This window comes from Rurimicrobium arvi (assembly GCF_039540495.1).
Lineage (GTDB): Bacteria > Bacteroidota > Bacteroidia > Chitinophagales > Chitinophagaceae > Rurimicrobium > Rurimicrobium arvi.
In genome coordinates, this window is record NZ_BAABEZ010000022.1 from 158715 (window position 1) to 185008 (window position 26294).

At 48.0% G+C, this 26294-nt stretch carries 22 protein-coding genes; 9 read left to right on the forward strand and 13 right to left on the reverse strand.

The window, feature by feature from the left end; translation table 11 throughout:
• The first annotated feature begins 218 nt into the window (after positions 1–218).
• From ABD846_RS07385 to ABD846_RS07400, 4 genes are read left to right on the forward strand one after another with little or no spacing between them, the layout of a single operon-like run.
• Entirely contained in the window at positions 219–1028 is an 810-nt protein-coding gene (locus ABD846_RS07385) for a hypothetical protein (RefSeq protein WP_344824622.1), read from the forward strand.
• A gap of 13 nt (positions 1029–1041) precedes the next feature.
• Entirely contained in the window at positions 1042–1803 is a 762-nt protein-coding gene (locus tag ABD846_RS07390) for a methyltransferase domain-containing protein (protein WP_344824625.1), read from the forward strand.
• A 3-nt stretch (positions 1804–1806) separates the two neighbouring features.
• A complete protein-coding gene (locus ABD846_RS07395; protein ID WP_344824629.1) occupies positions 1807–3960 on the forward strand; it encodes a sensor histidine kinase in 2154 nt (717 codons plus the stop codon).
• 6 nt (positions 3961–3966) lie between these two features.
• Positions 3967–5046: a hybrid sensor histidine kinase/response regulator gene (locus tag ABD846_RS07400; protein WP_344824632.1), complete on the forward strand. Its 1080-nt coding sequence runs from the start codon at positions 3967–3969 to the stop codon at positions 5044–5046.
• 95 nt (positions 5047–5141) lie between these two features.
• On the opposite strand, the gene scpA is transcribed toward ABD846_RS07400, so the two are convergent.
• From scpA to ABD846_RS07420, 4 genes are read right to left on the reverse strand one after another with little or no spacing between them, the layout of a single operon-like run.
• Positions 5142–7277 carry a methylmalonyl-CoA mutase gene (scpA, locus tag ABD846_RS07405; RefSeq protein WP_344824634.1) on the reverse strand — a complete coding sequence of 712 codons (2136 nt, stop codon included), beginning with the start codon at positions 7275–7277 and terminating at the stop codon, positions 5142–5144.
• A gap of 6 nt (positions 7278–7283) precedes the next feature.
• Positions 7284–7844, reverse strand: a complete 561-nt coding sequence (locus ABD846_RS07410; RefSeq protein WP_344824637.1) for a GNAT family N-acetyltransferase — start codon at positions 7842–7844, stop codon at positions 7284–7286.
• On the reverse strand, positions 7841–9145 hold the full coding sequence (locus ABD846_RS07415) for a methylmalonyl-CoA mutase family protein (RefSeq protein ID WP_344824640.1): 1305 nt from the start codon (positions 9143–9145) through the stop codon (positions 7841–7843). The genes ABD846_RS07410 and ABD846_RS07415 overlap by 4 nt, the downstream gene beginning before the upstream one ends.
• A 22-nt stretch (positions 9146–9167) precedes the next feature.
• Positions 9168–9734 (reverse strand): UbiX family flavin prenyltransferase, encoded by a 567-nt coding sequence (locus ABD846_RS07420; RefSeq protein ID WP_344824643.1) that lies wholly within the window; start codon positions 9732–9734, stop codon positions 9168–9170.
• Between the two features lie 77 nt (positions 9735–9811).
• On the opposite strand from ABD846_RS07420, the gene ABD846_RS07425 reads away from it, so the two are divergent.
• Positions 9812–10396 (forward strand): thioredoxin family protein, encoded by a 585-nt coding sequence (locus ABD846_RS07425; protein WP_344824646.1) that lies wholly within the window; start codon positions 9812–9814, stop codon positions 10394–10396.
• A 149-nt stretch (positions 10397–10545) separates the two neighbouring features.
• Here the strand turns inward: ABD846_RS07425 and ABD846_RS07430 are convergent, their stop codons facing one another.
• The 5 genes from ABD846_RS07430 to atpG all read right to left on the reverse strand — a co-directional run bounded on the left by ABD846_RS07430 (position 10546) and on the right by atpG (position 16005).
• The gene (locus ABD846_RS07430; RefSeq protein WP_344824649.1) at positions 10546–11685 is read right to left on the reverse strand and encodes an acyl-CoA dehydrogenase family protein; all 1140 of its coding nucleotides are present in this window, start codon (positions 11683–11685) and stop codon (positions 10546–10548) included.
• 5 nt (positions 11686–11690) lie between these two features.
• Positions 11691–12569 (reverse strand): ComEA family DNA-binding protein, encoded by an 879-nt coding sequence (locus ABD846_RS07435; protein WP_344824652.1) that lies wholly within the window; start codon positions 12567–12569, stop codon positions 11691–11693.
• Positions 12570–12705: 136 nt separating this feature from the next.
• The gene (locus ABD846_RS07440; RefSeq protein ID WP_344824655.1) at positions 12706–13644 is read right to left on the reverse strand and encodes a UDP-glucuronic acid decarboxylase family protein; all 939 of its coding nucleotides are present in this window, start codon (positions 13642–13644) and stop codon (positions 12706–12708) included.
• Positions 13645–13680: 36 nt separating this feature from the next.
• Entirely contained in the window at positions 13681–14991 is a 1311-nt protein-coding gene (locus ABD846_RS07445) for a UDP-glucose dehydrogenase family protein (RefSeq protein WP_344824658.1), read from the reverse strand.
• A 144-nt stretch (positions 14992–15135) separates the two neighbouring features.
• Positions 15136–16005 (reverse strand): ATP synthase F1 subunit gamma, encoded by an 870-nt coding sequence (gene atpG, locus ABD846_RS07450; protein WP_344824661.1) that lies wholly within the window; start codon positions 16003–16005, stop codon positions 15136–15138.
• Between the two features lie 176 nt (positions 16006–16181).
• Between atpG and ABD846_RS07455 the strand changes: the two genes are divergently transcribed.
• From ABD846_RS07455 to carA, 3 genes are all read left to right on the forward strand, one after another.
• Positions 16182–17750, forward strand: coding sequence for a tetratricopeptide repeat protein (locus ABD846_RS07455; protein ID WP_344824663.1), 1569 nt, complete (start codon positions 16182–16184; stop codon positions 17748–17750).
• Positions 17747–18721 carry a methylmalonyl Co-A mutase-associated GTPase MeaB gene (gene meaB / locus ABD846_RS07460; RefSeq protein WP_344824666.1) on the forward strand — a complete coding sequence of 325 codons (975 nt, stop codon included), beginning with the start codon at positions 17747–17749 and terminating at the stop codon, positions 18719–18721. Before ABD846_RS07455 ends, meaB begins: the two co-directional genes overlap by 4 nt.
• 81 nt (positions 18722–18802) lie before the next feature.
• On the forward strand, positions 18803–19909 hold the full coding sequence (gene carA / locus ABD846_RS07465; RefSeq protein WP_344824668.1) for a glutamine-hydrolyzing carbamoyl-phosphate synthase small subunit: 1107 nt from the start codon (positions 18803–18805) through the stop codon (positions 19907–19909).
• A gap of 123 nt (positions 19910–20032) precedes the next feature.
• On the opposite strand, the gene ABD846_RS07470 is transcribed toward carA, so the two are convergent.
• Positions 20033–22687, reverse strand: a complete 2655-nt coding sequence (locus tag ABD846_RS07470; protein WP_344824671.1) for an Ig-like domain-containing protein — start codon at positions 22685–22687, stop codon at positions 20033–20035.
• Positions 22688–22844: 157 nt separating this feature from the next.
• Between ABD846_RS07470 and ABD846_RS07475 the strand changes: the two genes are divergently transcribed.
• Positions 22845–23303, forward strand: coding sequence for a hypothetical protein (locus tag ABD846_RS07475; RefSeq protein ID WP_344824674.1), 459 nt, complete (start codon positions 22845–22847; stop codon positions 23301–23303).
• 14 nt (positions 23304–23317) lie between these two features.
• Here the strand turns inward: ABD846_RS07475 and ABD846_RS07480 are convergent, their stop codons facing one another.
• The 3 genes from ABD846_RS07480 to ABD846_RS07490 form a co-directional block, all read right to left on the reverse strand.
• Positions 23318–24481: a mechanosensitive ion channel family protein gene (locus ABD846_RS07480; RefSeq protein WP_344824677.1), complete on the reverse strand. Its 1164-nt coding sequence runs from the start codon at positions 24479–24481 to the stop codon at positions 23318–23320.
• A gap of 112 nt (positions 24482–24593) precedes the next feature.
• A complete protein-coding gene (gene phaC, locus ABD846_RS07485) occupies positions 24594–25652 on the reverse strand; it encodes a class III poly(R)-hydroxyalkanoic acid synthase subunit PhaC (RefSeq protein WP_344824680.1) in 1059 nt (352 codons plus the stop codon).
• Between the two features lie 67 nt (positions 25653–25719).
• Complete coding sequence (locus ABD846_RS07490; RefSeq protein ID WP_344824683.1) at positions 25720–26283, reverse strand: hypothetical protein; 564 nt, start codon at positions 26281–26283, stop codon at positions 25720–25722.
• Positions 26284–26294 lie beyond the last annotated feature (11 nt).

Genomic DNA, 26294 nt, shown 5'->3' on the forward strand with positions numbered 1-26294 from the left:
TCGGAAAAAGACTGTCTTTCCTCAGGGAAGGACAGTCTTTTTTGAATTTTAGCGGTATTACAAGAGAATTCACCATTATTTCACCGCAGGCATGTTGCATAACTGAAAATTTTTTGTAGCTTGTCCTTTCTATACATCACTACTACACTTGCAGGGACAGATCATGGTGTCAGACAAAACAATTTTGACCAACGCCGTTAAATGTTTTTATACAATCAATGGACATTAACCAAGATACCGGTAATCCTATTGTGCGCCTGCGGGCTTTCCGGGCTATAGACGACCCGGCTTCTTGCAAGCTGTTTCTCGAAGGACATGAACATGTACTTACGAGCATCGGAGTTACAAAAGTCACCTCTTCAAAAGACGAATGGACGCGCAATCCCGCTGCCTTCGTGCTGATCGTGGAATCGCTGGACCGTTCAAAGGTTTATGGCGGTGCGCGTATTCATGTATCCGGCGGTACGCAGCCGCTGCCTATCGAGGAGGCAACCGGTATGATGGATGCCGGGGTATTTGACCTCGTGTGGCGTTACGCTCAATACGGCACCGGCGAAATATGCGGTTTATGGAACTCCAGGGAAATTGCCGGTTACGGAATCGGCAGCATATTCCTTACCCGCGCGGCCGTAGCAATTTCTTCCCAGATAGGATTGGCATCTCTATTTGCGCTGTGTGCGCCCTATACGGTAAAGCTGGCGGAAAGCGTGGGATACCGTATCGATCTCAGGATCGGGAACAATGGTACATTCTATTACCCGAAACTGGATCTGGTAGCTACGACGATGCTGCTCGATGATATCAACGAGTTGAGCAAGGCGAGTGAAGAGGACCGCGAGGCGATCATGACCCTGCGCAAAAATCTGAATCAGTACCGTCAGGAAGAGCTGCGCAAAAAAACAATTGAAATTGATTACGCATTACAGATAGAAAATCTCGATACCTGGGATCTGAACGAGGTGATCACTAACCTTAAGAAAACCCGGATTGAGAACGATGTGAATTACAAAAACCTGAATATTTTTTAGCAGAAAAAATTTTATGTCTCAGAAACACTATAATGCCGTATACCTCGAAGATACCGGAGCTTTTCTGAAAGGGTTGAAAGAGTATTCCTACAAGCCCTTTGCTGAAGTGAAAGACGGAACGGTGATCGACCTCGGTTGCGGAACTGGTTTGGATGTGATCGGCTTATCCGCCATGCTCGGAAACAATGTACAGGTAGTGGGCGTGGACCATGATGATGCATTGCTGGATAAAGGTCGTGCTGCAGCTAATGGACAGAACGTAACGTTTGTATGTTCGGAAGCCACTCAGATTCCGTTTGAGGCGGATAGCATCAACGGCATACGCGCAGAACGACTGGTGCAGCACCTCAAAGACCCGCAGGGCGTGGTGGATGAAATGCGGAGAGTACTGAAAGCGGGGCAGTCTGCCGTGTTCGTGGAGACAGATTGGGCAAGCCTTGTATTTTACCAGGGAGATGTGGCGGTACAGGAAAAGCTGCTGCACTACCTTACCAAAGTTAAAATCAACAATGGCTTCGCCGCGCGTAAGCTTACCGGTTACCTCGTGCATTCGGAGTTCCGAAATATTAAGACCGAGGTGTTTCCGTTTACATTGAGAACCCTGAAGGAAGCCAATGATTATCTGTGGATCGAGCTGATTTTAAAAGAGATGCTCGAAAAAGGTCATCTGGCTGAAAACGAGCATGCTATTTTTGTCGATACATTAAAAAAGGCCGATGAAAACGCCTACTTTGCATGCTCCATTAATATACTTGTAGTTTCTTCAATCAAATAGCCGGTGTTCAGATTAGCGTTCCTTGTTACTTTTCTTTTTTGCTCTGTTGCTTCTTTCGGCCAAAACATTCTTACGGATCAGACCGACCGGTATGTGATCGGGAAGAATCTCGGAGTGCTGCATGCGGAAAGAGAATTATCGATAGAAGACGTACTGCGTTCCCCTGAGTTTATCAGAAATGATAAAGACATCCCGAACTTCGGGCTAACGCCGTACTCCGTGTGGATGCGGTTTGAAGTGACCAATCGGAGTTCACAAACGCGCTTTCTGCTGAATATCGCCTATCCGATTCTCGACGAAGTGGAATTATTTGTACCGCAGGACACTGGTTATAAAAGCGTGTTCATGGGAGAAGTTTTTCCGTTCAATGCAAGACGCTATAAAAATCCGAATTACATCTTTACTCTGGATATTCCGCAGGGGCGCACACTTACTTATTACCTGCGTGTTAAAAGCTCCGAACAGATTATCGTTCCATTATCCATCAATGTACCTACAACGCTCTGGCAGAACCTGAGCCAGGAGGATCTGGTGCTGGGAGCTTATCTGGGGGTGATCCTTATCATGATCTTTTACAACCTGTTCCTGTTTTTCTCGGTTAAAGACAAAAGCTACCTGTATTATGTGTTGTATGTGCTGTTTACGGGGCTCACCCAGATCGGCATTAAAGGATACACCTATAAATACCTATGGCCGTCGGCATCTTCTTTCCAGCTGAAAAGTGTTGTTCTTTTTGCATGTATGAGTTGCCTGGCTGCGCTGGCATTTACGCGAAGGTTCCTGGATGTTCAGAAGAATGCTCCCAAATCGGGAAAACTATTGTTGGTGCTGAATGTGTTTTTTATCCTGGGTATTGCAACTACACTGGCCGGCCGCGTGCAGACGGGCTTCCAGATCATGCAGATGGGCACCACGCTCTTCTCTTTCATCGTGCTGGGCATTTCGTTTATGCTCATGGTGAAAGGGTTTGAGTCGGCGCGCTACTTCTTTGCAGCCTGGTCGGTATTGCTTGTCGGTTCTATCATCTTCCTTTTGAAGGACTATGGTATGCTTCCGTACAACGTGATGACGAGCAACGTGATGCAGGGAGCCAGCGCGGTGGAAATGGCTTTGCTGTCTTTCGGTCTTGCAAACAGCATCAATATCCTGAAACGCGAAAAGGAACAATCGCAGCAGGAGGCACTCGAGGCTTCTATGGAGAACGAGCGCATTGTGCGCCTGCAGAATGTGGTGCTCGAAGAAAAGGTGAACGAACGTACGCTTGAACTGAAAGCTACCAACAATGACCTGGCAGACACCCTGGATAACCTGAAACAAGCCCAGTCGCAACTGGTGGAAGCAGAGAAAATGGCCTCACTTGGTCAGCTCACAGCCGGTATCGCCCATGAGATCAATAACCCGATCAACTTTGTAACGAGCAATGTAGGTCCGCTGAAGCGCGATGTGGACATGGTGTTCGATACGATCAACTTTGTGGAGCAGCTTTGTATGGACAACAGCGTGAGCGCGGAGGAGAAAAAGCGAAGGATCGACGAGTTTAAGGAGGATATGGATTACGATTACCTGAAGATCGAGATATCGCATCTGCTGAACGGTATTCATGAAGGTTCCTCACGTACCGCTGAGATCGTGAAAGGACTACGGATATTCTCGCGGGTGGATGAAAATGATCTGAAGCGTGCAGATATCAATGAAGGAATCGATTCGTCTCTGGTTATCGTAAATAATCAGCTGAATGGCCGTATCGAAGTGAAAAAAGATTTCGCTAAAGACCTCCCGATGATAGAATGTTATCCCGGGAAGCTGAATCAGGTGTTCCTGAATATCATTACAAATGCCATTCATGCAGTAAAACAGTATCACGGAGATAAGAGCACGGGGCTTATTACGATTAAAACAAGAGCATTTCCAGACTACATTACGGTCGAATTTATGGACAACGGTAGCGGTATGACCGAAGAAACGCAGAGAAAGATTTACGAACCATTCTTCACAACCAAGGAAGTGGGAGAAGGAACGGGTCTGGGCATGTCTATCGTGTACAATACAATAAAAAAACACAACGGAACAATAACTTTAGTGTCTCAGTTAGGGCAGGGTACGTCTTTCTTGATTAAATTGCCAATTATTCATGAGATAAAAAGTCAAGAAAACTGATGAATTATGAAGATCAAAGTTTTGTATATAGACGACGAGCAGAATAACCTGATCAGCTTTAAGGCAGCATTCCGCATGCATTACAACGTGTTTGTAGCGTCGGATGTGTCGGAGGCGATCAATATCCTGATGAACAATCCGGATATGAAGGTTATATTCTGTGATCAGAAGATGCCCGGAATTACGGGGGTAGAGCTGCTGGAACAGATCAAAACCATGTTCCCGTTGCCGGTAAGGGTATTGCTTACCGGTTTTGCGGATATGGAGGCTGTGGTCAATGCGATCAATATGAGCCAGGTATTCCGCTATCTCAAAAAGCCCTGGAAAGAAGAAGAAATCTATCAGACTGTTGAAGAGGCGGTAAAATACTATCATGCCTATTCCATGATGGAGATCAATATGCAGGAGCTGAAATCTGCGTATAAAGAGCTGGATAAATTTGCCTATAGTGTAAGCCACGATATCCGTGGTCCTATTGCGGGTATTCTTACCGCAATCGATTATCTGGAGCAGGCCGATCGTATCGAAGACGTGCGCGATCTGCTGGGACTCATGCGGAAGTCACTGAAGCAGCTGGATGAGTATATCATTGCGATGCATGAATACTACAATCATCACAAAGGTCAGGTGACTGTTTCGAATATCACTTTTGAGACGCTGGCCGAAGAAACGAAAAATATTTACTCCGTTTTTGCAGGCGCCAATAAGATCGCTTATGAAACAGAGGTGGTGCAAACCGAGCCGTTTAAAAGTGATGTGGTGTCGATAAAGCTCATCATCAACAACCTGCTCTCCAACGCATTTAAATACCAGCGCAAAGACGAGGCGAACAAGCGCGTGAAGCTGGCTATCGAGGTGAAAAGCGGACTCGCAACGATCACTGTCGAGGATAATGGTATCGGAATGGAAGAAGCTGTATTCGGAAAGATCTTCGATCTGCATTACCGTTCCGATACGGAAAATCAGGGCTTTGGTTTTGGCTTATTCAATATGAAAGGTGCGCTGATGAAACTGAAAGGTCAGATCGACGTACAATCCAAACCCGGGGTAGGGTCGACCTTTAAGGTGACCCTGGCTTCGATGTAGGCGGCAACAAAATTACCCGATATATAAAAAGCGCGTGCAACTATGATGCACGCGCTTTTCTGCTTTTATAGCTTAGCCGGTCTCCCGGTCCCGTATCAGCAATATCGGGCTTTCAGCTTTTTAAGGATTTCGATCGCGCTTTTTGCTACGATGGTTCCGGGACCGAATACAAAGGACACACCGGACGCAAACAGGAAGTCGTAATCCTGACGCGGTATCACACCGCCGGCCACAACCATGATGTCTTCACGACCGTAATGCTTCAGTTCCTCAATTACCTGGGGTACCAGTGTTTTGTGGCCTGCGGCAAGGCTGGAAATGCCGAGTATATGCACATCATTCTCCACGGCCTGCCTGGCAGCTTCCGCCGGTGTCTGGAACAGCGGACCGATATCCACGTCGAATCCGAGGTCGGCAAAGCTGGTGGCGATAACCTTGGCACCGCGATCGTGTCCGTCCTGGCCCATTTTCGCAATCATGATGCGCGGCCGGCGCCCGTCCAGTTCCGCAAATTCATCTGCAAGCTTGCGCGCTTCAACAAAATATTCATCCATTTCTATTTCTTTTGAGTATACACCCGCGATGGAACGGATACGCGCCTGGTAACGACCGAATACCTGTTCGAGTGCATAAGATATTTCACCGAGGCTGGCACGCAGTCGTGCCGCCTCTATGCTCAATGCCAGTAAGTTACCGGTGCCGTTACGCGCTGCTTCCGTAAGTGCCTGCAGCGCGGCCTGTACTTTGTCATTGTCTCTCTCCCGGCGTAATTGTCCGAGCCGTTCGATCTGTTGTTTCCGTACGCGGGCATTATCCACGTCGAGGATTTCAATATCCGATTGCTCGTCTGTTGTGTAGGCGTTCACACCTACAATGATATCTTTCCCGCCGTCGATGCGCGCCTGCTTACGGGCTGCCGCTTCTTCGATCCGCATTTTCGGGATACCGGTTTCAATTGCTTTGGCCATACCGCCGAGCGATTCCACTTCTTCCAGGAGTGTCCACGCTTTTTGTGCCAGCTGTTCGGTCAGGTACTCGACATAGTAAGATCCGCCCCACGGGTCCACGGTACGGCAGATATCCGTTTCCTGCTGGAGAATGATCTGTGTATTGCGTGCAATGCGCGCGCTGAAATCTGTAGGCAACGCTATCGCTTCATCGAGTGCGTTCGTGTGCAGACTCTGCGTGTGTCCCATAGCGGCGGCAAGTGCTTCTATTGCCGTTCGCGCCACATTATTGAACGGGTCCTGTTCTGTGAGGCTCCATCCGCTGGTCTGGCAGTGTGTGCGCAGCGCCATGCTTTTTTCTTTAGCCGGCTGGAACTGTTTTACCAGTTTTGCCCAGAGCATACGTCCTGCGCGCATCTTGGCGATTTCCATAAAATGGTTCATGCCTATGGCCCAGAAAAACGAAAGGCGCGGGGCAAAATCGTCTACGGACAGGCCTGCTTTCAGACCCGCACGTATATATTCCACGCCATCAGCGAGCGTATATGCCAGTTCAATGTCTGCAGTGGCTCCGGCCTCCTGCATGTGATAGCCGCTGATGGAGATGGAGTTGAACTTCGGCATGTGCTTCGACGTGAACGAGAATATGTCCGCAATGATCCGCATGGAATGCTCCGGGGGATAGATATAGGTGTTGCGCACCATAAATTCCTTGAGGATATCGTTCTGAATGGTACCGCTGAGCTGTTCCATTGCAACACCCTGTTCTTCCGCCGCGACAATGTAAAATGCAAGCACGGGCAATACAGCTCCGTTCATTGTCATCGAAACGCTCATCTCATCAAGCGGTATCTGATCGAACAGGATCTTCATGTCCAGTATCGAATCGATGGCCACACCTGCTTTCCCCACGTCTCCGACCACACGTTCGTGATCACTGTCGTAACCGCGATGCGTTGCCAGGTCAAATGCCACCGAGAGACCTTTTTGTCCTGCAGCCAGATTCCGGCGGTAAAACGCATTGCTTTCCTCTGCCGTACTGAAGCCCGCATACTGACGGATGGTCCATGGTTTCTGTACATACATGCTGGAGTAAGGACCCCGGAGGAACGGCGCGATGCCCGCTGCAAAATGCAATTGCTTTTTGTCTTTCAGGTCGCCGGAAGCATAAACTTTCTTAATGCCGATGCCTTCAGCAGTGGCGGTATGCGTCTCCGTATACTGAGGTGCTGCCTTATCTTTTATCGTTCTTTTTCCGGGTAAGTTTTTTCTGATGTGATTCATCCTGGATCAAGATTGTGCTTTGTTTAATAATAATTGATCGTATTCGCTGCGGGTCAGTGCGAACAACAGCGAGTCTTCCAGTTGTCCGTTCACCATATAATGCTCTTTCATATGGCCTTCCTGGCGGAAATTCCACGCTTTTACAAGTGCCTGCGAAGCGATATTGTAGGGTGCAATAACTGCTTCCATACGGTTCAGATTCAATACTTCGAAGCCGTAAGGAATGGTAGTGGCCAGCGCCTCACGCATCAGTCCCTGCCTGCGCCATTCGGGGCGTGTTATATAACCGATTTCCGCCCGGCGGTGTTCGGGATACCAGTTGTGAAACGCCATAGAGCCGATAAAGGCCCCTGAGTCTTTATGCAGCATATGAAAGATGCTAACAGATGTCCGGTACGTGCACATCCCTTCGCGCACTTTCCTTTTCTCCAGTTCCAGCTGCGATGGTTCGTCAAACCCAAGCAGTACCATCAGCTCTTCGTCGCTGTGGCTATTGACAAGTGCATAGTACGCTTCTTTTTCGAAAACGCGCAAATGCATACGCTCAGTGGTTAACAATTGTGTCATGATTGCATCAATGCTTGCGGAATATTGAGAAGCGGGAACAGACCGTTGCCTGCTGTGGCAGGAACAGGATGCGGTTTGTCGTCGGGATTAGGGTATTTGTTCACTCCGATCAATACCCTGCGACCTTCCTTATACTCATTGAGTAATCCGCTTTGTTGTGTGTGCACCGTTGCTGCAATACTTCCGTCTTTCAGCGCAGCTAAAAATCCGCCTTGTTGCTCCTGATCGTGAAATAATGTCCAGGCTTTATCTGCAAGGATTTCTGTGAGTTCGTCCAGGTAAAAAGATCCGGCTGATATATCCGCCACCTGATTCAGGTAAGATTCTTCTTTAAAGATCAATTGCTGGTTGCGGCTCATTCTTGCGGATAACTCAGCGGATTGTGTTTCGCTGTTCTGATCGAAGCCATGTATGCTAAGCGCGCTGCAGCCACCTAATACAGCCGCCATGCCCGCTATCGTGTCGCGCAGCATATTGCTGTATGCGTCGAACGGAGAACGGTACATGTCTGAGGTTTCTGCATGCAGGTATATCGCTGCCTCTATTCCGTATTCCGCTGCGAGGCTTTCCAGTAAGGAACGCAGTGCACGCATTTTGGCAATTTCCTCGAAGAAATTGGTGCCGCAGGCCAGGCTGACGTTCACCTGTTTTATATGCTTCAATGCATCGTGCCGGTGCAACAGATTCAGGTATTCGTTCACGTGTGCGAGCAGGTATGAAAGTTCGGTACTGCTGTTCAGACCGGCATTCTGGTACACGGTTCCACATACGGTAATGCTGCCCGTATGAGCTACGATAGCTGCAAGCTGTTCGCCGTCTGGTTCGGAAGTGATTCCTGTAGATATGCCTTTGCCTATCGGGTCGTACACGAAAGTGGCACGACTCAGATCTGCGGACGGCAGTTGTTTCAGTTCATTTTCGCCGGCTTCATTATTGCCGGTGTATTCAAACCGGATATGGATGATCTGCCAGTCAATGTCTTTCAGCAGAAGCGTGTAATCCACCTGATCGCGGATAACAAAACACAAAGCATTTGCCCCGCCCGCGAGTTCTTTCAATGCCGTTTTATTGGCCTGAGTAGCGTCGGTTACGATAATCCTGCTGCAGATATTCCATTCACTCGCGAAGAAGCGCGTGTCTTTTTGTGTTCCATTCTCCGCCGTGTAAAAAGGAGCAATCGTGATACCGTTACGGTCGGTTGCCGAAAGGTCTTCAAAACTGATACCTTTCAGATCTTTTGCGAGTCTTTGTTTCCATTCGTTCAGATTGCTTTCGGAGAAGTCTTGAAAAAGTTGATTCATGCCTGTGTAGCGATTAGTAGAATTAAGCTTTTGGTTCGGTTCCCCAACGGTAGGAGGGAACGGGTATACCCGCGAGGTGCAAAGCCCTGTCTGTAACGGTTGCTGCAAGCTGTTCCATTGTTTCCGGCCGGGAATAGAAGGAAGGGCTTGCCGGGCAGATAATACCGCCGGCTTCAGTGAGGGTGGTCATATTGCGCAACTGGATCAGGTTGTATGGAGTTTCACGCACCACGCAAACGAGTTTTTTTCTTTCCTTGAGCATAACGTCTGCAGTTCTTGTGATCAGGTCGTTGCTGATGCCGGTGGCAATACGCGCCATGGTGCCCATACTGCAGGGACAGATGATCAATGCATCAAAACCTGCACTGCCGGACGCGAACGGAGCATAAAAATCGTTTTTCCCGCGTACCGGGAATGCATAATCCTGGTGAGTGGAATCGCCCAGTTCCTGCAGCCATACATCTTTAGCATTGTCGCTCCAGACAACATAGATCTCATCCGTTGCTTTTTGTATCCTTTGTAAACTATCCAACAGCACTTTTGCATAGATAGATCCGCTTGCTCCGGAGACCGCCACGACCAGTTTCATTTTTACTTTTTATTTACCGTCAGCCAACAAAGCTACACGTAAATAGTTGTAAATTCGTTGCTGAAATATTGATTTTTATGAAAAAACTTATTGGCATAACCCTCGCCATTGCTGCGTTTTCATTTTCTGCACAGGCGCAGAAACACAAGCAATCCGGAGCTAAGTCTTCAACCGGTACGCATGCAGCGGCAGCCTCTGCCGGTGCTGTTTCTGATAAGGAGATCAACTGGATCAGCCTGGATGAAGTTCAGAAGAAAATGAAGGTGGCCCCGCGCAAGGTATATATCGATGTGTACACTCCCTGGTGCGGATGGTGTAAGGTAATGGATCAGAAAACTTTTTCGAATCCCAATGTGATCAAATACATCAATGAGCACTATTATGCTGTTAAGTTCAACGCTGAACAAACAGACAGTGTTCATTTTATGGGTTCGGCGTATGGGCTGGAAGGCAGGACAAACCAATTTGCCATACAATTGCTGAGAGGTCAGTTGTCTTATCCCACCACCGTGATTATGGAGGAAAACTTCCAGAATCCGCAACTGATTCCGGGATACCAGGATGTGAAAGCGATCGAACCGATCCTTAAATACATCGCTGAGAATCATTATAAAACCACGCCCTGGGACCAATATACCAAGACGGCAACCAGTACCTGGTAGTCCGGGGTTTTTACACTTTTCAATTTTAAGGACTGCTGCGGCGGTCCTTTTTTATGTCATCGATTGCCCGCTAATACAACGCAATGCATTTCTGGAATAAAAAAAAGCGACTGTTTGCCACAGTCGCTTTTATAAAAATACCAAACAATCTAGGAAAGGATAGAGCGGGAGATCACGAGTTTCTGGATCTCAGATGTTCCTTCACCAATGGTACACAATTTTGAATCGCGGTAGAATTTCTCAACCGGGAAGTCTTTGGTATAACCGTATCCTCCGAATATCTGTACGGCGTCGGTAGCGACTTGTACACAAACTTCTGAAGCGTAATATTTCGCCATAGCCGATTCTTTGGTCATCGGCAGATGTTTGTTTTTCAGATCAGCAGCCTGCAGGATCAGTTGCTCAGCTACTTCTATCTTTGTAGCCATTTCTGCCAGCTTGAAAGAGATCGCCTGGAAGTTTGCGATCGGCTGATCGAACTGATGGCGTTCTTTAGCATATTTTACGGCAGCTTCATAAGCGCCTTTCGCGATACCGAGGGACAGCGCTGCAATAGAGATACGGCCACCGTCGAGGATCTTCATTGCCTGCTTAAAACCTTCGCCCACATTTCCCAGACGTTGTGCATCGGAAATACGGCAATTGTCGAAGATCAGTTCTGCGGTTTCGCTGGCACGCATGCCGAGTTTGTTTTCTTTTTTACCGCCGGAAAAGCCGGGGGTACCACGCTCGATGATGAACGCAGTACTGTTGTTTTTCGCTCTCGGTTCACCCGTGCGGCAGAGCACTACTGCCACTTCACCGCTGATACCGTGCGTGATCCAGTTCTTGGTACCGTTAATGATCCAGTCATCACCGTCGCGTGTGGCCACACATTGCATGTTACCTGAATCGCTTCCGGTATTTGCTTCTGTGAGTCCCCATGCTCCGATCCATTCGCCGGAAGCCAGTTTAGGCAGATATTTCTTCTTTTGCTCGTCGTTTCCGAAATACAGGATATGCCCGGTACAGAGCGAATTATGTGCTGCTGTGGATAAGCCTATGGAACTGCAGACTTTAGCGATCTCGCTTACTACGGTAACGTATTCAAAGTAACTGAGTCCGGATCCTCCGTATTCCTGAGGCACCAATACACCCATGAGGCCGAGCTCACCCATTTTGCGGAACACATCCACCGGGAAGTGCTGGGTTTCATCCCATTCCATCATTTTGGGTTTAATATGTTTTTGTGCAAAATCGCGTACCATATCCGCGATTTGTGCCTGTGTTTCTGTAGGAGAGAAGTTCATGCGACTTATTCAATTATGCAATAGGGTGCAATTTTACGATATTTTTCTTCATTCATCAAAGGCACCTGCCGCAGCTGCTCTATTTTTTCATATTTAGTTAATCCTCCGCGCAGCAAAATGATGTTTTTCGCCATTTGTGCGCCGATATAAGGATGTCTGGCCAGTTCAGCCTCGCCGGCATCGTTCAGCCGTATCTTTTTTACCGTATTGCTGCGTACAACCAGCTGCCGCCTGAGTTGCCGGAGCACTGAATCCGGGAAACGGTGCACCTCTGAAAGCTGCAGATTGGAAAGGTAAGAGCCCAAAGCTGTGCGTTGGGCAATAATCTTATGAGCGAGGAAGGGTCCGATGCCGTCTATGCGGACAAGCGTGGCTGAATCGACCGTATTCAGATCCAGTTCCGCCGGTAAAGGCGTCTGTTCGTATGAGCGGAAGTGGTCATTGTTTCGTTTTGCCGCAACCCGTACAAACGGGCGTAATTGTGTCCACAGATCTGGCGAGAGCCCATACAATTGTCCGAACTCTTCCGCGTTGTAGAAGACTTTGCCCTTGCGGCGCCAGTTCATAAGCCGGCCGGTAGTTCCCGCATCCAGTCCCAGCTTAATGAAGCCCGGACTATCCAGCGTGTTCGGATCGAACGGAAAGGGGTGGGCTGCATCGTCCGGGTGCCAGCTTTGGTGCACAATGCTTTGTTGATTGTCCTGGTTATAAGCTTTCCATTTTTTTGCGAGATCCCCTGAAAGCAGGAACGGGTCTCCGGCTTCATGTAATGCGTTGTACCATCTGCCCGACAGCAGTAAAATTGTGACTATACTCAGTAAGGTAATAAGTCCCCGCTTTTCCCGCCTGGTGAATTGAAATAGTGACTTAAGATCCTGGCTCATGCTTTGATGTCTGCTTTAAATAAGTCAGCCAAACTATTTCATTTACAGACTTTAGTCGAAAAAATAAGTGCTTATTTTCAGGTATAAAAAAAGCATCCGCGGAAACGGATGCTTTCAAAACAGGTACTGTAATATTTTAGAATACTTTCCGGAAATATTCCCAGGTGGCTTTAAGGCCTTCTTCACGTTCCACTTTCGGTTCCCAGCCCAGCATTTCGCGGGCTTTGGTGATATCCGGTTTGCGTTGTTTCGGATCGTCCTGTGGCAATGGTTCGTATACTATTTTTACCGAAGCGCCTGTGAGTTTCAGCACTTCTTCGGCAAATTCTTTCAGTGTGATCTCCTGCGGGTTGCCTACGTTTACGGGGTAAGCATAATCAGAGTGCAGGAGGCGGTAAATGCCGTCGACCAGATCGCTTACATAGCAGAAAGAACGTGTTTGTGATCCGTCTCCGAATACGGTGATGTCTTTGCCCTGCAAAGCCTGATTCATGAATGTAGGCAGCGCACGACCGTCATCGAGTCGCATACGCGGACCATATGTATTAAAGATACGTACAATGCGTGTTTCCACGCCGTGGAATTTATGGTAGGCCATGGTGATGCTTTCCATAAAGCGCTTTGCTTCGTCGTATACACCGCGCGGACCGATCGGATTGACATTGCCCCAGTATTCTTCCACCTGCGGGTGCACCAGCGGATCGCCATACACTTCTGATGTGGAAGCTACGAGGATTCGTGCACCTTTTGCTTTTGCAAGGCCCAGCAGATTATGCGTACCCAGAGCACCCACCTTCAGTGTCTGGATCGGCATTTTCAGGTAGTCGATCGGACTGGCCGGAGAGGCGAAATGCATGATGTAATCGATTTTACCCGGTACGTGCACGAATTTGGTTACATCGTGGTTGTAAAAGGTGAAATCTTTTTCGGGAAAGAGGTGTTCGATATTGCGCAGATTACCTGTGAGCAGGTTGTCCATACCAATAACTTCATATCCTTCGGCCAGGAAGCGGTCGCAGAGGTGGGAGCCGAGAAACCCTGCTGCTCCTGTTACCAATACTCTTTTCTTTGACATATAAATGTTGAATCAGTTTTAAATTGAGGGAAGCAACTAAGCGATCGTTTTACGACCCATGCTTTCATAATGAAAGCCAAGTTCCTGCATTTTTTCAAGCGCATACACATTACGGCCGTCAAAAATCAACGGCTGTTTCAGGCTGCTTTTCATTTTTTCGAAATCGGGATTGCGGAATTCGCTCCATTCCGTTACGATAGCGAGCGCATCAGCATTATCCAGTGCGTCGTACTGATTATCTACGAATTGCACGCGGTCTCCGAAGATTGCTCTCACATTATCCATCGCTTCCGGATCGAATGCTTTTACCCGGGCACCTTCTGAAAGCAATGTTTCGATCAGGTACAGGGACGGCGCTTCGCGGATATCGTCGGTTTCCGGCTTGAAAGCGAGTCCCCATATTGCAAATGTCTTACCCTTAAGGTCGCCGAAATGCGCTTTGATCTTCTTTCCGAGGATCAGCTTCTGCATATCGTTCACCTTCATAACCGACTTCAGTATTTTGAAATCATAGGCATACTCTTCTGCTGTGTGCGCAAGCGCCTGCACATCCTTAGGGAAACAGCTTCCGCCATATCCTACACCGGGGAACAGGAATCGCTTACCGATGCGGTTATCGCTACCCATTCCGATGCGGACCCAGTCCACATTTGCACCTACCTCTTCGCAAAGATTGGCCATTTCGTTCATGAAGGAGATACGCATCGCGAGATAAGAGTTCGCCGCATATTTGGTCATTTCGGAGCTGCGCTCGTCCATGTAATAAATCGGGTTGCCCTGGCGTACGAATGGCTGATACAGTTCATCCATCAGCTTTCTTGCCTTTTCGGAAGTGGTTCCGATCACCACGCGGTCGGGCTTCAGGAAATCTTCCACCGCTACACCTTCGCGAAGGAATTCAGGATTGCTCACTACATCGAACAGGGAGCGATCGAGATTTTCCGCGAGCACAGCAGCTGTTTTTTCTGCGGTGCCTACCGGTACGGTACTTTTATTAACGATCACCTTGTATTCGGTGATGATGTTGCTCAGGTCTTTTGCCACTCCAAGCACATACTGAAGATCGGCGGAACCGTCTTTGCCGGGAGGGGTAGGCAATGCAAGGAAGATAATTTTCGCATCTTTGATGCCTTCTTCAAGCGAAGTAGTGAAGGTGATACGCTTTTCCTTGATGTTGCGTTCCAGCAGCACGTCCAGTCCCGGTTCGTATATCGGGGTTTTACCGGCACGCAGTTGCGCTATTTTGTCTTCATTGATGTCAATACAAACGACATTGTTTCCGGTTTCAGCGAAACAGGTTCCGCTCACCAGTCCTACATATCCTGTACCGATAATGGCAATATTCATACGATGGTTTCAAAAATGTTGCGCAAAAGTAATTAAAGCAAAGGGTAATTCCTATGTGATCTGCTGATTTTTATATGTGCAGGACGCAATAAAAAAGGTCCGGAATGATATCATTCCGGACCTTAAGAAAATGATCTGTAGATATTACCCCTGCAATGCAGCAGCACCACTCACGATCTCGGTAAGTTCGGTGGTGATCGCAGCCTGACGTGCACGGTTGTAACTGATTTTCAGAGAGCGCAGCAATTCATTTGCATTCTCACTTGCCTTGTCCATTGCGGTCATACGTGCACCATGCTCAGAAGCATTTGCGTCCAGCACGGCTTTGAATACCTGTGTGTTCAGGATTTTCGGCATCAGTTCTTCGATCAGGATCTCTTTGGAGGGTTCGAAGATGAAATCAACCGTTTTGTTATTATCTGTTTGTTCCACTTTCGGGATCGGCAGGTATTGTTCTGCAACGAATTCCTGAACAGCGGCATTGACAAACTGGCTGTAGATGATCTCCACGCGATCATACTGTTTTGCCAGAAATGCTTCCTGAGCATACACAGCCGCTTCGCGAACGCTTTCGAAAGAAAGATTGTGGAATATATTCCAGTAGTTGTCGACAATTTTATAGTTACCGCGCAGGAAGAACTCGTATCCTTTTTTACCCAACGGGAGAATGGTTACTTCTGCTTTGGGGTATTTCTGGGTAATTGTATTGCGTGTGAGCTTGATCACATTTGAGTTGTACGCTCCGCACAGACCTCTGTCCGATGTAATAGGGATCAACAGTACTTTCTCAACAGCGCGCTCATCTGCCAGCGGCATTTCCACGTTGGAAGATGCGCTGCTCACGATATTGCTGAGCATTTCCTGAAGTTTGCGGGAATAAGGCGCCATCTGCGTGATCGCATCCTGTGCACGACGCAGTTTCGCGGCACTCACCATTTTCATCGCCTTGGTGATTTGTTGGGTGGATGTTACCGACTTGATCCTGTTACGAACCTCTTTAAGTTGTCCCGACATATAATAAAGTAAAAGTTGTGTTTTTAATTTGCGTGCAAAGGTAGGTTATTTCATATGAAAAACCGGAGCTTGTCTCAAATTATTCGGGAATGTTTTTCGTCTGTACAGGAGGTCTTACTTGAGTAGCTGATAGCCTGTATATTTGCGACAACCCTCATTACCATAAAAGATATTTCATGAAGTATTTTCTGCTGATCGCCTGCTGTCTGCTGTTTACAGTTGCACCTGCGCAAACTGTTGATAACAGGACTACTACAAAAAATGATCTGTTGCATACGGTGGAAGCTGTACGAACGCGCTATGACCGCGCTTTTGACAGTTTGTTCCGGAATGCCGCAAAGATCGGGGAAGCGCAATTCTGGTTGTCTTACCGGCAACTTATGTTTGCTTACCGCAGGCAGTTTGCCACAGCTGTATCATTTACTGAAGCGGGAACCGAAGGACTTTCGAAGTTATCTCGGTCTGCTGCGAAGCAATTGTCTGCTGATTCCTGGCATGTGGCGGTTGAAACCATGACGCAGAAATTTGCTGATAAAAAAATCAGATCCAAGAATGCAGCTGACTACCGATATCTGATAGCGATGAACGCCGCCGGGGCAGATTTTGCTGCTGCTGTACGGAACGAACAGGCGTTATTCCGGTCAGGCTTTGCCGGTTATGGTGATTCTCTGGACCAGGTCGATCATTTTACGGCGGCAATGCAGTGGAATGCTGCGTTGGATCTGAATGAGCGTCTGGCACAGACACACGCAAATGATACGCTGCTGCTGGCGGAAATTAGCCGGCAACGATCAGATATTTACAGTGCACAAATGGATTCTGCCCAGGCGTTGTCTCAGCTTATCGAGGCTGAATACCTGCTGCAACAGGTGGTTCCGGATGCGCAAAGCCGTCGCCTGCACGTAAAAGTGTTGCTCGATATGGCTGTTTTACAGAATAAGGCAAATGATTTCCAGGGTGCTCTTGCGAATGCAAAGAAAGCGCAGGGTATTACGGAGTCGTCCGATTCTTTCAACCGTGCGCTTGGCTTTATGGTTACCGGTATCATTTATCAGAAGGCAGGTGCGCCTAAAGAAGCAGAAGAGACGCTTCGTGCTGCTTACGAATTGTTTTTGGCTTACACCAATGTGCATCGCGAAGAAGCCGGTCCGGTCTTTGCGGAACTCATAGATGCTTACGCTGTTGCGGTAAAGTGGTTCGACCGGGACAAGCTTTATGAAGAATTGCTGCAGGAAGCCGCAGCAGTGCGTGCGCAACTATCGGTTTACGGATTACCGTACTATCGGTTTGAATATGCCCGTACGCTTTATACACTGGGTCAGAAGTACATGAATGTAGATGTTAAGATCGGACCCGCAGAAAAGGCGTGGACGGAGGCCGGAGCTCTGCTCGAACCTCTGATAAAGGAAAACGTGGTACTTGTCGGTGATCTTGCCTGCGATAATTATTACAAGCTTGCCGGTTGTAAATCTGCCTTCAAAAAAACGGCTGAAGCTAAAGCCATCTTCCGGAAATCGCTTCAGGTACGTGAAGCATTATATGCAATTGCGCCGGCTACCTATGCACGCGATCTGGCTACGGTACAGATCCAGAATGCCAATTTCGATGCACAGGACAAAGATTTTGAAGGTGCGATCCGACGTCTGGATGTGGCGGAACAGAAAGCTAAGGAGACGGGGGATAAGCATATGATCGGTGAGATAAATAATTTCCGCGACTACCTGAAGGAGAAAATCAATAAATGATACAAAGAGATATTTCGGTGGCTGCGCTGGCCGAAGCGCTTACAGGAGGAGATCGTGCTGCATTGGGCCGTGCGATTACCCTTGTGGAATCGAGGAAAGAGGAAGATAAAGCGCGTGCGTCCCTGCTTGTTGACCATATTTTGCCGCAGACCGGTAAGTCTGTCCGCATCGGCATAACCGGTGTGCCCGGCGTAGGAAAGAGTACGTTTATAGAATCATTTGGCATGTACCTGCTGTCGCAGGGAAAAAAGCTGGCCGTGCTGGCTATTGATCCCAGCAGCAGTATCACCAGGGGCAGCATTCTCGGCGATAAAACCAGAATGGAACAATTGTCTGTGCAATCGAATGCATTTATACGCCCTTCTGCATCGGGGGGAAGTCTGGGGGGCGTTACCTATAAAACCTATGAATCTGTTTTATTATGTGAAGCCGCCGGCTTTGATGTTGTGCTGATAGAAACGGTTGGGGTAGGGCAGAGCGAAACTGAGGTAAGTCACTTGTGTGATTTTTTCCTGCTGCTGATGCTCGCGGGCGCGGGTGATGAACTCCAGGGTATCAAAAGAGGCATCATGGAACTGGCTGATGGTATCGCCATTACCAAAGCAGACAGCGGTAACGAGGTAAAGGCAGATATGGCAAAAATGGAGTATAAGCGGGCGCTTCATTTTCTTCCGGCTTCCGAAAGCGGCTGGATACCGGAAGTGAAGACAGTTTCGTCTACCGAGCGAAAAGGCATTACGGAGATATGGGAAATGATAACACGTTTTGAACGCCACCAGCAGGCAAAGGGATTTTTTGCGAAAAGGCGCAATGATCAGCAGATTTTCACCTTCCATCGTCTGCTCCAGGAGGAGTTAAAAAACCGTTTTTTCCGGGAGGAATCGATTCGTCAGAAAATGACATTAATGGAACAATCCATTCTGAAAGGCACGATCAGCCCTTATTCTGCGTTGAAACAAATGCTGAGCTGACCCGGAAATGCAAAGATTCTGTGACAAATTTGCAGGAACGCATCGGATAATCAAATTTTTGACGCAACTTTGCACTTTAGTATGCAACAACTAAATAACCTCTCTTCAGGTCCCGCCTATCTCTATCTTCAGGACGGGACTTTTCTTAAAGGAAAATCATTCGGAGCAAAAGGGACCACCGGCGGTGAAATCTGTTTCAACACGGGTATGACCGGTTATCAGGAAGTGTTTACTGATCCGTCTTACACCGGCCAGATGCTGATAATGAACACGGCATATGTCGGTAATTACGGTGTGAACGATGCAGATGTCGAAAGCAATTCGGTAAAGATCAAAGGTCTGATCTGTAAGAATATTTCGTCCCGTTACTCCCGTATGATGGCTTCCGATTCTCTGGAAAACTATCTGGTAAAAAACAACCTTATTGCGATTTATGATGTGGATACGCGTGCGCTGGTACAACATATCCGCAATAAAGGAGCGATGAACTGTGTGATTTCCACAGAATTTGATAATCCGGAAGATCTGAAACGGGAACTCGCAAAGGTGCCCGATATGGCAGGCCTGGAATTGTCGTCCGAAGTAAGTACCCCGGAGCCGTATACCGTAGGGGATGAAAATGCAGCAATACGTATTGCGGTGATGGATTTTGGTGTAAAGCGAAATATACTTACCAGTCTTGCCGAACGCGGCGCTTATCTGAAAGTGTTCAATGCACATACCCAACCGGCTACCCTTCAGGAATTCAATCCAAGCGGTTATTTCATCAGCAACGGTCCCGGCGATCCCGCTTCCATGCCCTATGCAGTAGAAGCGATCTCCGAATTACTGGAGACAGGTAAGCCTTTATTCGGTATCTGCCTGGGCCATCAGTTGCTCGCTCTGGCAAACGGTATCCCTACGTTTAAAATGCACCATGGCCACCGGGGATTGAATCATCCGGTTAAAAACCTCATCACCGGAAAATCGGAGATCACTACACAAAACCACGGTTTCGGTATTGTGCCTGAGGCAGCCCAGGCTTCAGATAAAATTGAAGTGACGCATGTGAACCTGAATGATGGATCTATAGAAGGCATCCGCGTGAAAGGTAAACCTGCTTTCTCAGTACAATATCACCCCGAAAGCACACCAGGTCCGTACGATTCCCGTTATCTGTTCGACCAGTTTATCGGTATGATGCAATAGCAATAGAAAATACAGTAAAAAATATAAAAGCCACTGCTCTATGAGCGGTGGCTTTTTGTTTTATGTTATCGAACGCAATGTTTACATGGATCGTTTATCGACTGAATATTTTTCTGGTCTGATTTATCGCGCCGTCTTTTCCACTTTTATGGTCTCTATATAGTTTCCTGTTCCACTTTCACTCAGTCGCAGGAAGTACATACCTGCCGCCAGACTGCGGATATCAATCGTGTTGGTGGCAGCCGCCTGCAGCAGGATTCTTCCGCTCAGGTCGCTTAATACAATGTCAAATCCTGCGTACAGGGAATTGCTGATATGAATTTCGTCTGTTGCCGGATTCGGATAGATACGGATACGGGCATCCGATGTTGCATCATGCACCGAAAGATTATTCAGAACGATAGTATCACTGAACGTATAGCAGGTATTGGCGTCCCACACCTGCACGAAATAAGATCCGTCAAAGCTGTATGTATAAACAGCTGCCGTCGCGCCGGGGATCAACTTATTATTCCGGTACCATTGATAATTGGTATATGTGCCGGGAACACTCAGCAAATCAGGTGTTTTCTGTGCGATAAACGGTTTGGCGATTGCCGGATAATGTGACACCGTGACACTATTGCTTAAATATTCACAGCCATTTGTTGTCTTTATCTTTACCAGATAGGTGCCCGGATCAGCAGCGTCGTAAGTGTAAGCAGAACTGCCGCCAAGAGAAGTGCCGTCTTTCTGCCAGGTATAGGTGTACCCGCTGATGACAGGCTTGCTGTATAGTTTGATGATCACTCCCGGACATGCGTATACATCTTCAGGAGAGACTGTCACGCTGGGAGTGGAGTCGTTATAAACACGTACATAGCCGGAGTCGGAACAGCCTCCGGAATTGGTGATGCGCACTGAATAAACTCCTGCGGAAGTGGGAACCAGTGTATCGTCGGTTTTGCCGGCTATCAGCATGCCGTCTTTGTACCAGGTGAAACTGACTGTTCCGGCACCGGGAATTGCTTTTATCACGCTTCCCACGCCAAAGCAACCGGACGAACCGGAGCTTACCACACCGTTAAGGGTCATCGTCAACACCGGTTTATCGTTAATGATAATCGTCACCGAATCCCGGTCACTCTCGCAACCGGTCACTCCGCTGCTTTGCGTCACATAAAATTTATAAATGCCGCTTACGGTTCCCGGAACAACAGGTGTTACAGCCGATGCCGTACCGCCCGTCAGAGCGGTGTACCATTGCAGATTGCTTCCTGTGACACTGCTTACGGTTATCGTATCAGTACCCACACAGTAATTCTGGGGTGTTACAATCACCGGGTTAGGGTATTTTTTTACGATTACATCAATGCGCGATCTGCTGCTTTCGCAAACCCCGTTATTGGTAGTTACATAATAGGAAGTTGTTCCTTCGCTGGTGGTGACAGGAACCGGTGCCGCCGGCAACGCGCTTGTATCGGTTGCCGTTTTGTACCATTTCAAACCCGTACCGGACGCGCTGAGCGCTGTAGCCGTAGTACCTCTGCACAGATTCACCGGACTGCTCACAACGGGTGCTGCCGGTGCATCAACCGGGTCTATATAAATAGAGGCGCTGATGCTGGATCCGCTGCATATAGATGAGGTTCCGGTTGCAGTATACAGAATACGGCCGGTGCCTACTGTTACTTTGCTGGAGGATGCAGCAGGACTGCTCACACCAGTGGTGGGCGACCAGGACCATGAATCGTAATAGCCGCCATTCTCTATGCGCAGATCAATTACCGAACCTTTGCAGGGATGTATCGTATCTCCGGAATTGTAAGCAATACCGTTATAACGCCAGCGCGGTGTAATATCCAGGAATGCGGAATCCAGGTCTGTCTGGCGCAGAATATATGCATACGATACGGAGGTGCCGGAGCCCGGCGCAAGTGAATCCAGTTTAAATACAATGCCGATGCCCACGTCGTTGGTTACTGTTGTTTCATCGTAGGTATATCCCGATGCCAATCCGGTTCCGGAATAGAGCGCTGCGAGATCAAGCGTGGGCACAAGCGAGCCATTGATGATAAAGGGTTTGGCCCGACAGTCTTTTGTACCAAGGCCCAGGTAAGCTTTTGTATAGGTTTGGCCGGTTGCGGTAACCAATGTTTTATTCGACGGACTGGTGGGAAGCCGGTACACAATCTTATTCACCGTTTCAAAATCTCCGGTGATCGTAACCTCGTTATCCGGATCAACCGTGCGGTTGTAATACAGCTTTTTCAAGGTGCCGGAACCGGTATTCTGCAGCTCTACGTTCACCACGAAGTACAGCTTATTTACCTGCAATGTGGTTGTCTGGATGATTTTCAGATCGCCGACCGAACCGGTCCATACCCCGACAACGTTGCCTCCTGAGCTGGTATAACTTGTATTGCTTCCGCTAAGTCCCGGTGTGAAAGCGGTGGCACTGGTGCCACGCCATGCGGCGTAGTCAGATCCGTTCACTGAAACTCCCCAGCCTTCCTGCGGTGTGCCCGGAAGGAAGTAATCGCCGAAATAGGCAGGTGTTCCGACAGTCCAGCCGTCTTTGTCCGGGTCTGCCACAAAACCGACGCCTGTGGAACCTTTAGGGTGATATCCGGTGGGCGCCGTTCCACCGGATCCAAATGCGCCGTTGGGCGCTATACCTACTTCCACATAATTTCCCTGTAAAAAAACATCAGACGATACGAACTGCGCTTTTATATCGGATTGGCTCAGGAGGAGCAGGAGGCTCGTTACGCCTCCGATCATAAATTTCTTTGACATCGGTCAGACAGATGGATATTGCTCTGTATAGGGTATTAAAGTTAGCAACAACCCGGCTAAGAGTGACCGTTTTAGTATGCAACTGTGGCGAATCGGCAAATTGAATAGGTGTGTGTCGCCATATGTAATAAAAAGTTCTTTAGTGCGTTTCTCCGGTATGAAGCAAACACTGATCATTTCCCTGGTCATTGCTGTAATGACCTTAATCGGCTATTCAATATACGCTCTGTTTATGTGGGGTGCCCCCCGGCTGATTTACAAACAGCATTCCTGCGATTTTGCGAATATTGATAATGTGGAAATGCATGCGGAGATTGATATTCCGCGAATCGATTCCTTCGATTGCCAGTATGACAGGACTTCGCTTACCAAAACGGTATGCTTTTATCTTGCGCCCCGAAAAGAAACCTGGCGCCGTTATATTACCGTGAACAAATTTATCAGGGTTCCGGAAAATACACTACCGGATACCGCAGACTTCAGGCCTTCCGTAATTGCGGATGCTTCACATGCTTATTTCACCACCGAAGGCAGTTACAACGACGAACGCTGGCACACCCTGCTGGACAGCAATGCGCTCAGGTTATGGGTGACCATTCATTATGGTAAACAATAATCGGACTGCGCAGTTTACAATTCCACTTCGGGTTCGCCACTGCCGCTGATACTGATTGTGGCGGGCGCGCCAAATCCTTTGCCATACTGATACATGATCTGGTAGATACCGTAATTGATGTCTTCCTTTATTGTTTCGGCAGGCTGTTCAGACGGAACTTTTATGTAATAAGTGACCAGGATTTCGAGTGTAGGACCAAAACCTTCGAGGAACGCGTGCGCATCACCATTGGTTTCCGGTTGCTGATCAATATATTCTTTGATTGTCGTAACGATCTTGCGCAGGTTGCTCTGCGACAGACCGTAGCTCGCGCTTACTTTAAACCGTACGCGTGCCAGTCCCCTTTCAGAAAAGTTTTCGAGACTGTCGCCGATCAGACTTTTGTTGGGAAGGGATACAAGCGTTTTGTCCATGGTGCGGATACGCGTGCTGCGAAATCCTATTTTTTCGGCACGACCTTCTACGGAACCGATTTTGATATGGTCTCCGATCGTGAACGGTTTGTCTACCATAATCATAAAAGAAGCCAGGAGATTTTCAAGACTCTCCTTCGCTGCGAAAGCTACGGCCACGCCGCCGAAACCCAGTCCTGCAATAAGTGTTGGCACATTTACGTGAAACACAACGCCCAGTACCGCGAAGAAGCCGAATGACCAGAGCAGCACGGCAAACACATCCCGCAGCAGGGGCAACAGCTGTTGCCTTTCACGGTCGCCCAATGCGGCAGCTTTCTCCACCCACACGAAAAACAGGAATGAAATAACCCGTACGAGTAAAAAGACGAAGTAAAAGATAAAGGCTAAAAAGAAAAGGTGATCGATCAGTTCCATAGCGCTGAATGATCCGGAAATGAAGTTGCGTGCACCGGCCCCTTTTTTATGCCGCTCAAACAGGATGATGTTTTCCCACCATCCGCTGAGCTGATTAAGCGCCATAAAAAACAGCATGGAGGTGAGCAGCCCTTCCATGGGTTTTTGCAGCAGCGAGCGGAATTGCTCTCTGTGTCTGGCGTCGGCTATACGGGTGAATATCCCGAAGAAAACCCTGGATATGGTTCGCGCAAAGTATCGGCGCAGCAAGGCCGCCAGCAGCAGAAAAAATACAGCTGCCACAACATGCACAATAGATACGCCAAACAACTGTTGTTGCCAGAAAGGTGCTTTTACAATGGACTCCATAGCCCTGCGAAGGTAGCAAAAGACCGCTTCGCAGGTATCCTGAAGCTTGTAAATGAATTAATAAAAAAAGCCTCCCGTAAAAAATACGGGAGGCTTTCTGAAAAGGATATATTTAGTTTTTACTGTGCTCAATTACCCATTTTGCTACTGCCGGCGCCAGTTCTTTCTGCGATTTGGAACCTACAAACACCCCGATATGTCCGCCAGGAAAAGCAATTTCGGTTTTGTCTTTACTGCCGATTTTCGGCATGATTGCTACTGTGCTTTCATTTGGGATAATCGTGTCTTCGGTTGCATACACATTCAGATAAGGAACCGTCATGTTTTTCAGATCCACTTTGCGTCCGCCGAGTTCGAGTTCTCCCTTGATCAGTTTGTTATCGCGGAACAGATCTTTGATGTACTTGCGGTACATCTCGCCCGCAATTGCAGGAAGGTCTGCTTTCCAGTGTTCCATTCTGAGGAAGTTCAGCATTTTTTCCTTATCCTCGAGTGACGACATCACACCGAGGTATTTGCTGATATTCATGCTTGGTTTCAGCATACCGAACGCTTCGTCGATCATTTCTCCCGGGATCACACCCATAGAGTCTACCATTGTGTCGATGTCAATGTATTTTGTCCATTTAAACAGCATACACTTGTTGGTAGAAAAATCAAACGGAGCTACGTATGTGGTGAGCGATTGCAGCTTTTCCGGATACAGAGAAGCGTATATCATTGAAAAAGTTCCTGCCTGGCAGATAGACATCATATGGATCTTGTCCACATGGTTATGACGACGCACGAAATCAACCGCATCATTCATATAACCATCGATATAGTCTTCCATGGTCAGGTAACGATCGGCTTTGGTAGGGTAGCCCCAGTCCATGATGTAGATATCCAGTCCCTGCTCCAGCAGTTTCTTCATCAGACTGCGGTCCTGTTGCAGGTCCAGCACATCCTGACGGTTCAGCATGGCAAATGATACCAATACCGGAATTTTGCTCTTCGCAGGCGTGTCGCGCTTATAGTGGTACATTTTCACTTTATCGCATTGCCACACCAGTGTTTTGGGCGTTACGGCAACGTCCACTTCATCTATAGTTTGCAGCGTCTCGTAGCCTTTTACCAGTTTTTGGAGGTTATTATTCATTTCCTCCATGATGCCGGAAGCGTTCCAGTTCATATGATATTAAATTTTGCGCAAAAGTAATAAAAGCAGGCAGAGTCGATGCTAAATATATTGTAAAATTTTATTGAAGACTTATCGGGAATGTTGCATCCAGGTCTGTTTCTCCGCCGGCAGTTTCGGGAGTTGTACCGTTCTTATCGGTAGGCTGGTGCATCAGCGTCACGCGGAAAGTACCTTTACCGGCTGTGCTTGTCGTAAGCTGGAAGGTTTGGTTTAACGGCTTGCCATTGCTGTCTTTATTTCCGTCAGCAACACTCACAGAGCCATTACCACTTGCCGGAGCCGAAGCAAACACGAACAGATGTTCGTAACTCTTTTCGATGATCTCAGCGGTAATATCCTCTACAGGACTTGCTTTTTCGTTGAGTACGGTGAGTACTGCACTGTACGTCTTGTTTGCATTCAGCTTGACAGTATCAATTTCTATTGCAGATGTTCCGCTACTGAAGCCATTTTCAACCTTATATTCAAAGGTTTGGTTAAAACCAGCGTCGTCGGAAAGGGTGATCTTCACGGTTGTGATCAGTTCCTGTTCATCCGGGGTAGGCGCGGATTTTTCTTTTTTACAGGCTGCGAAAGTCAGCATAGAAATACAGGCGATGGCAATTACGATATTTTTTTTCATGAGTTTTTTTG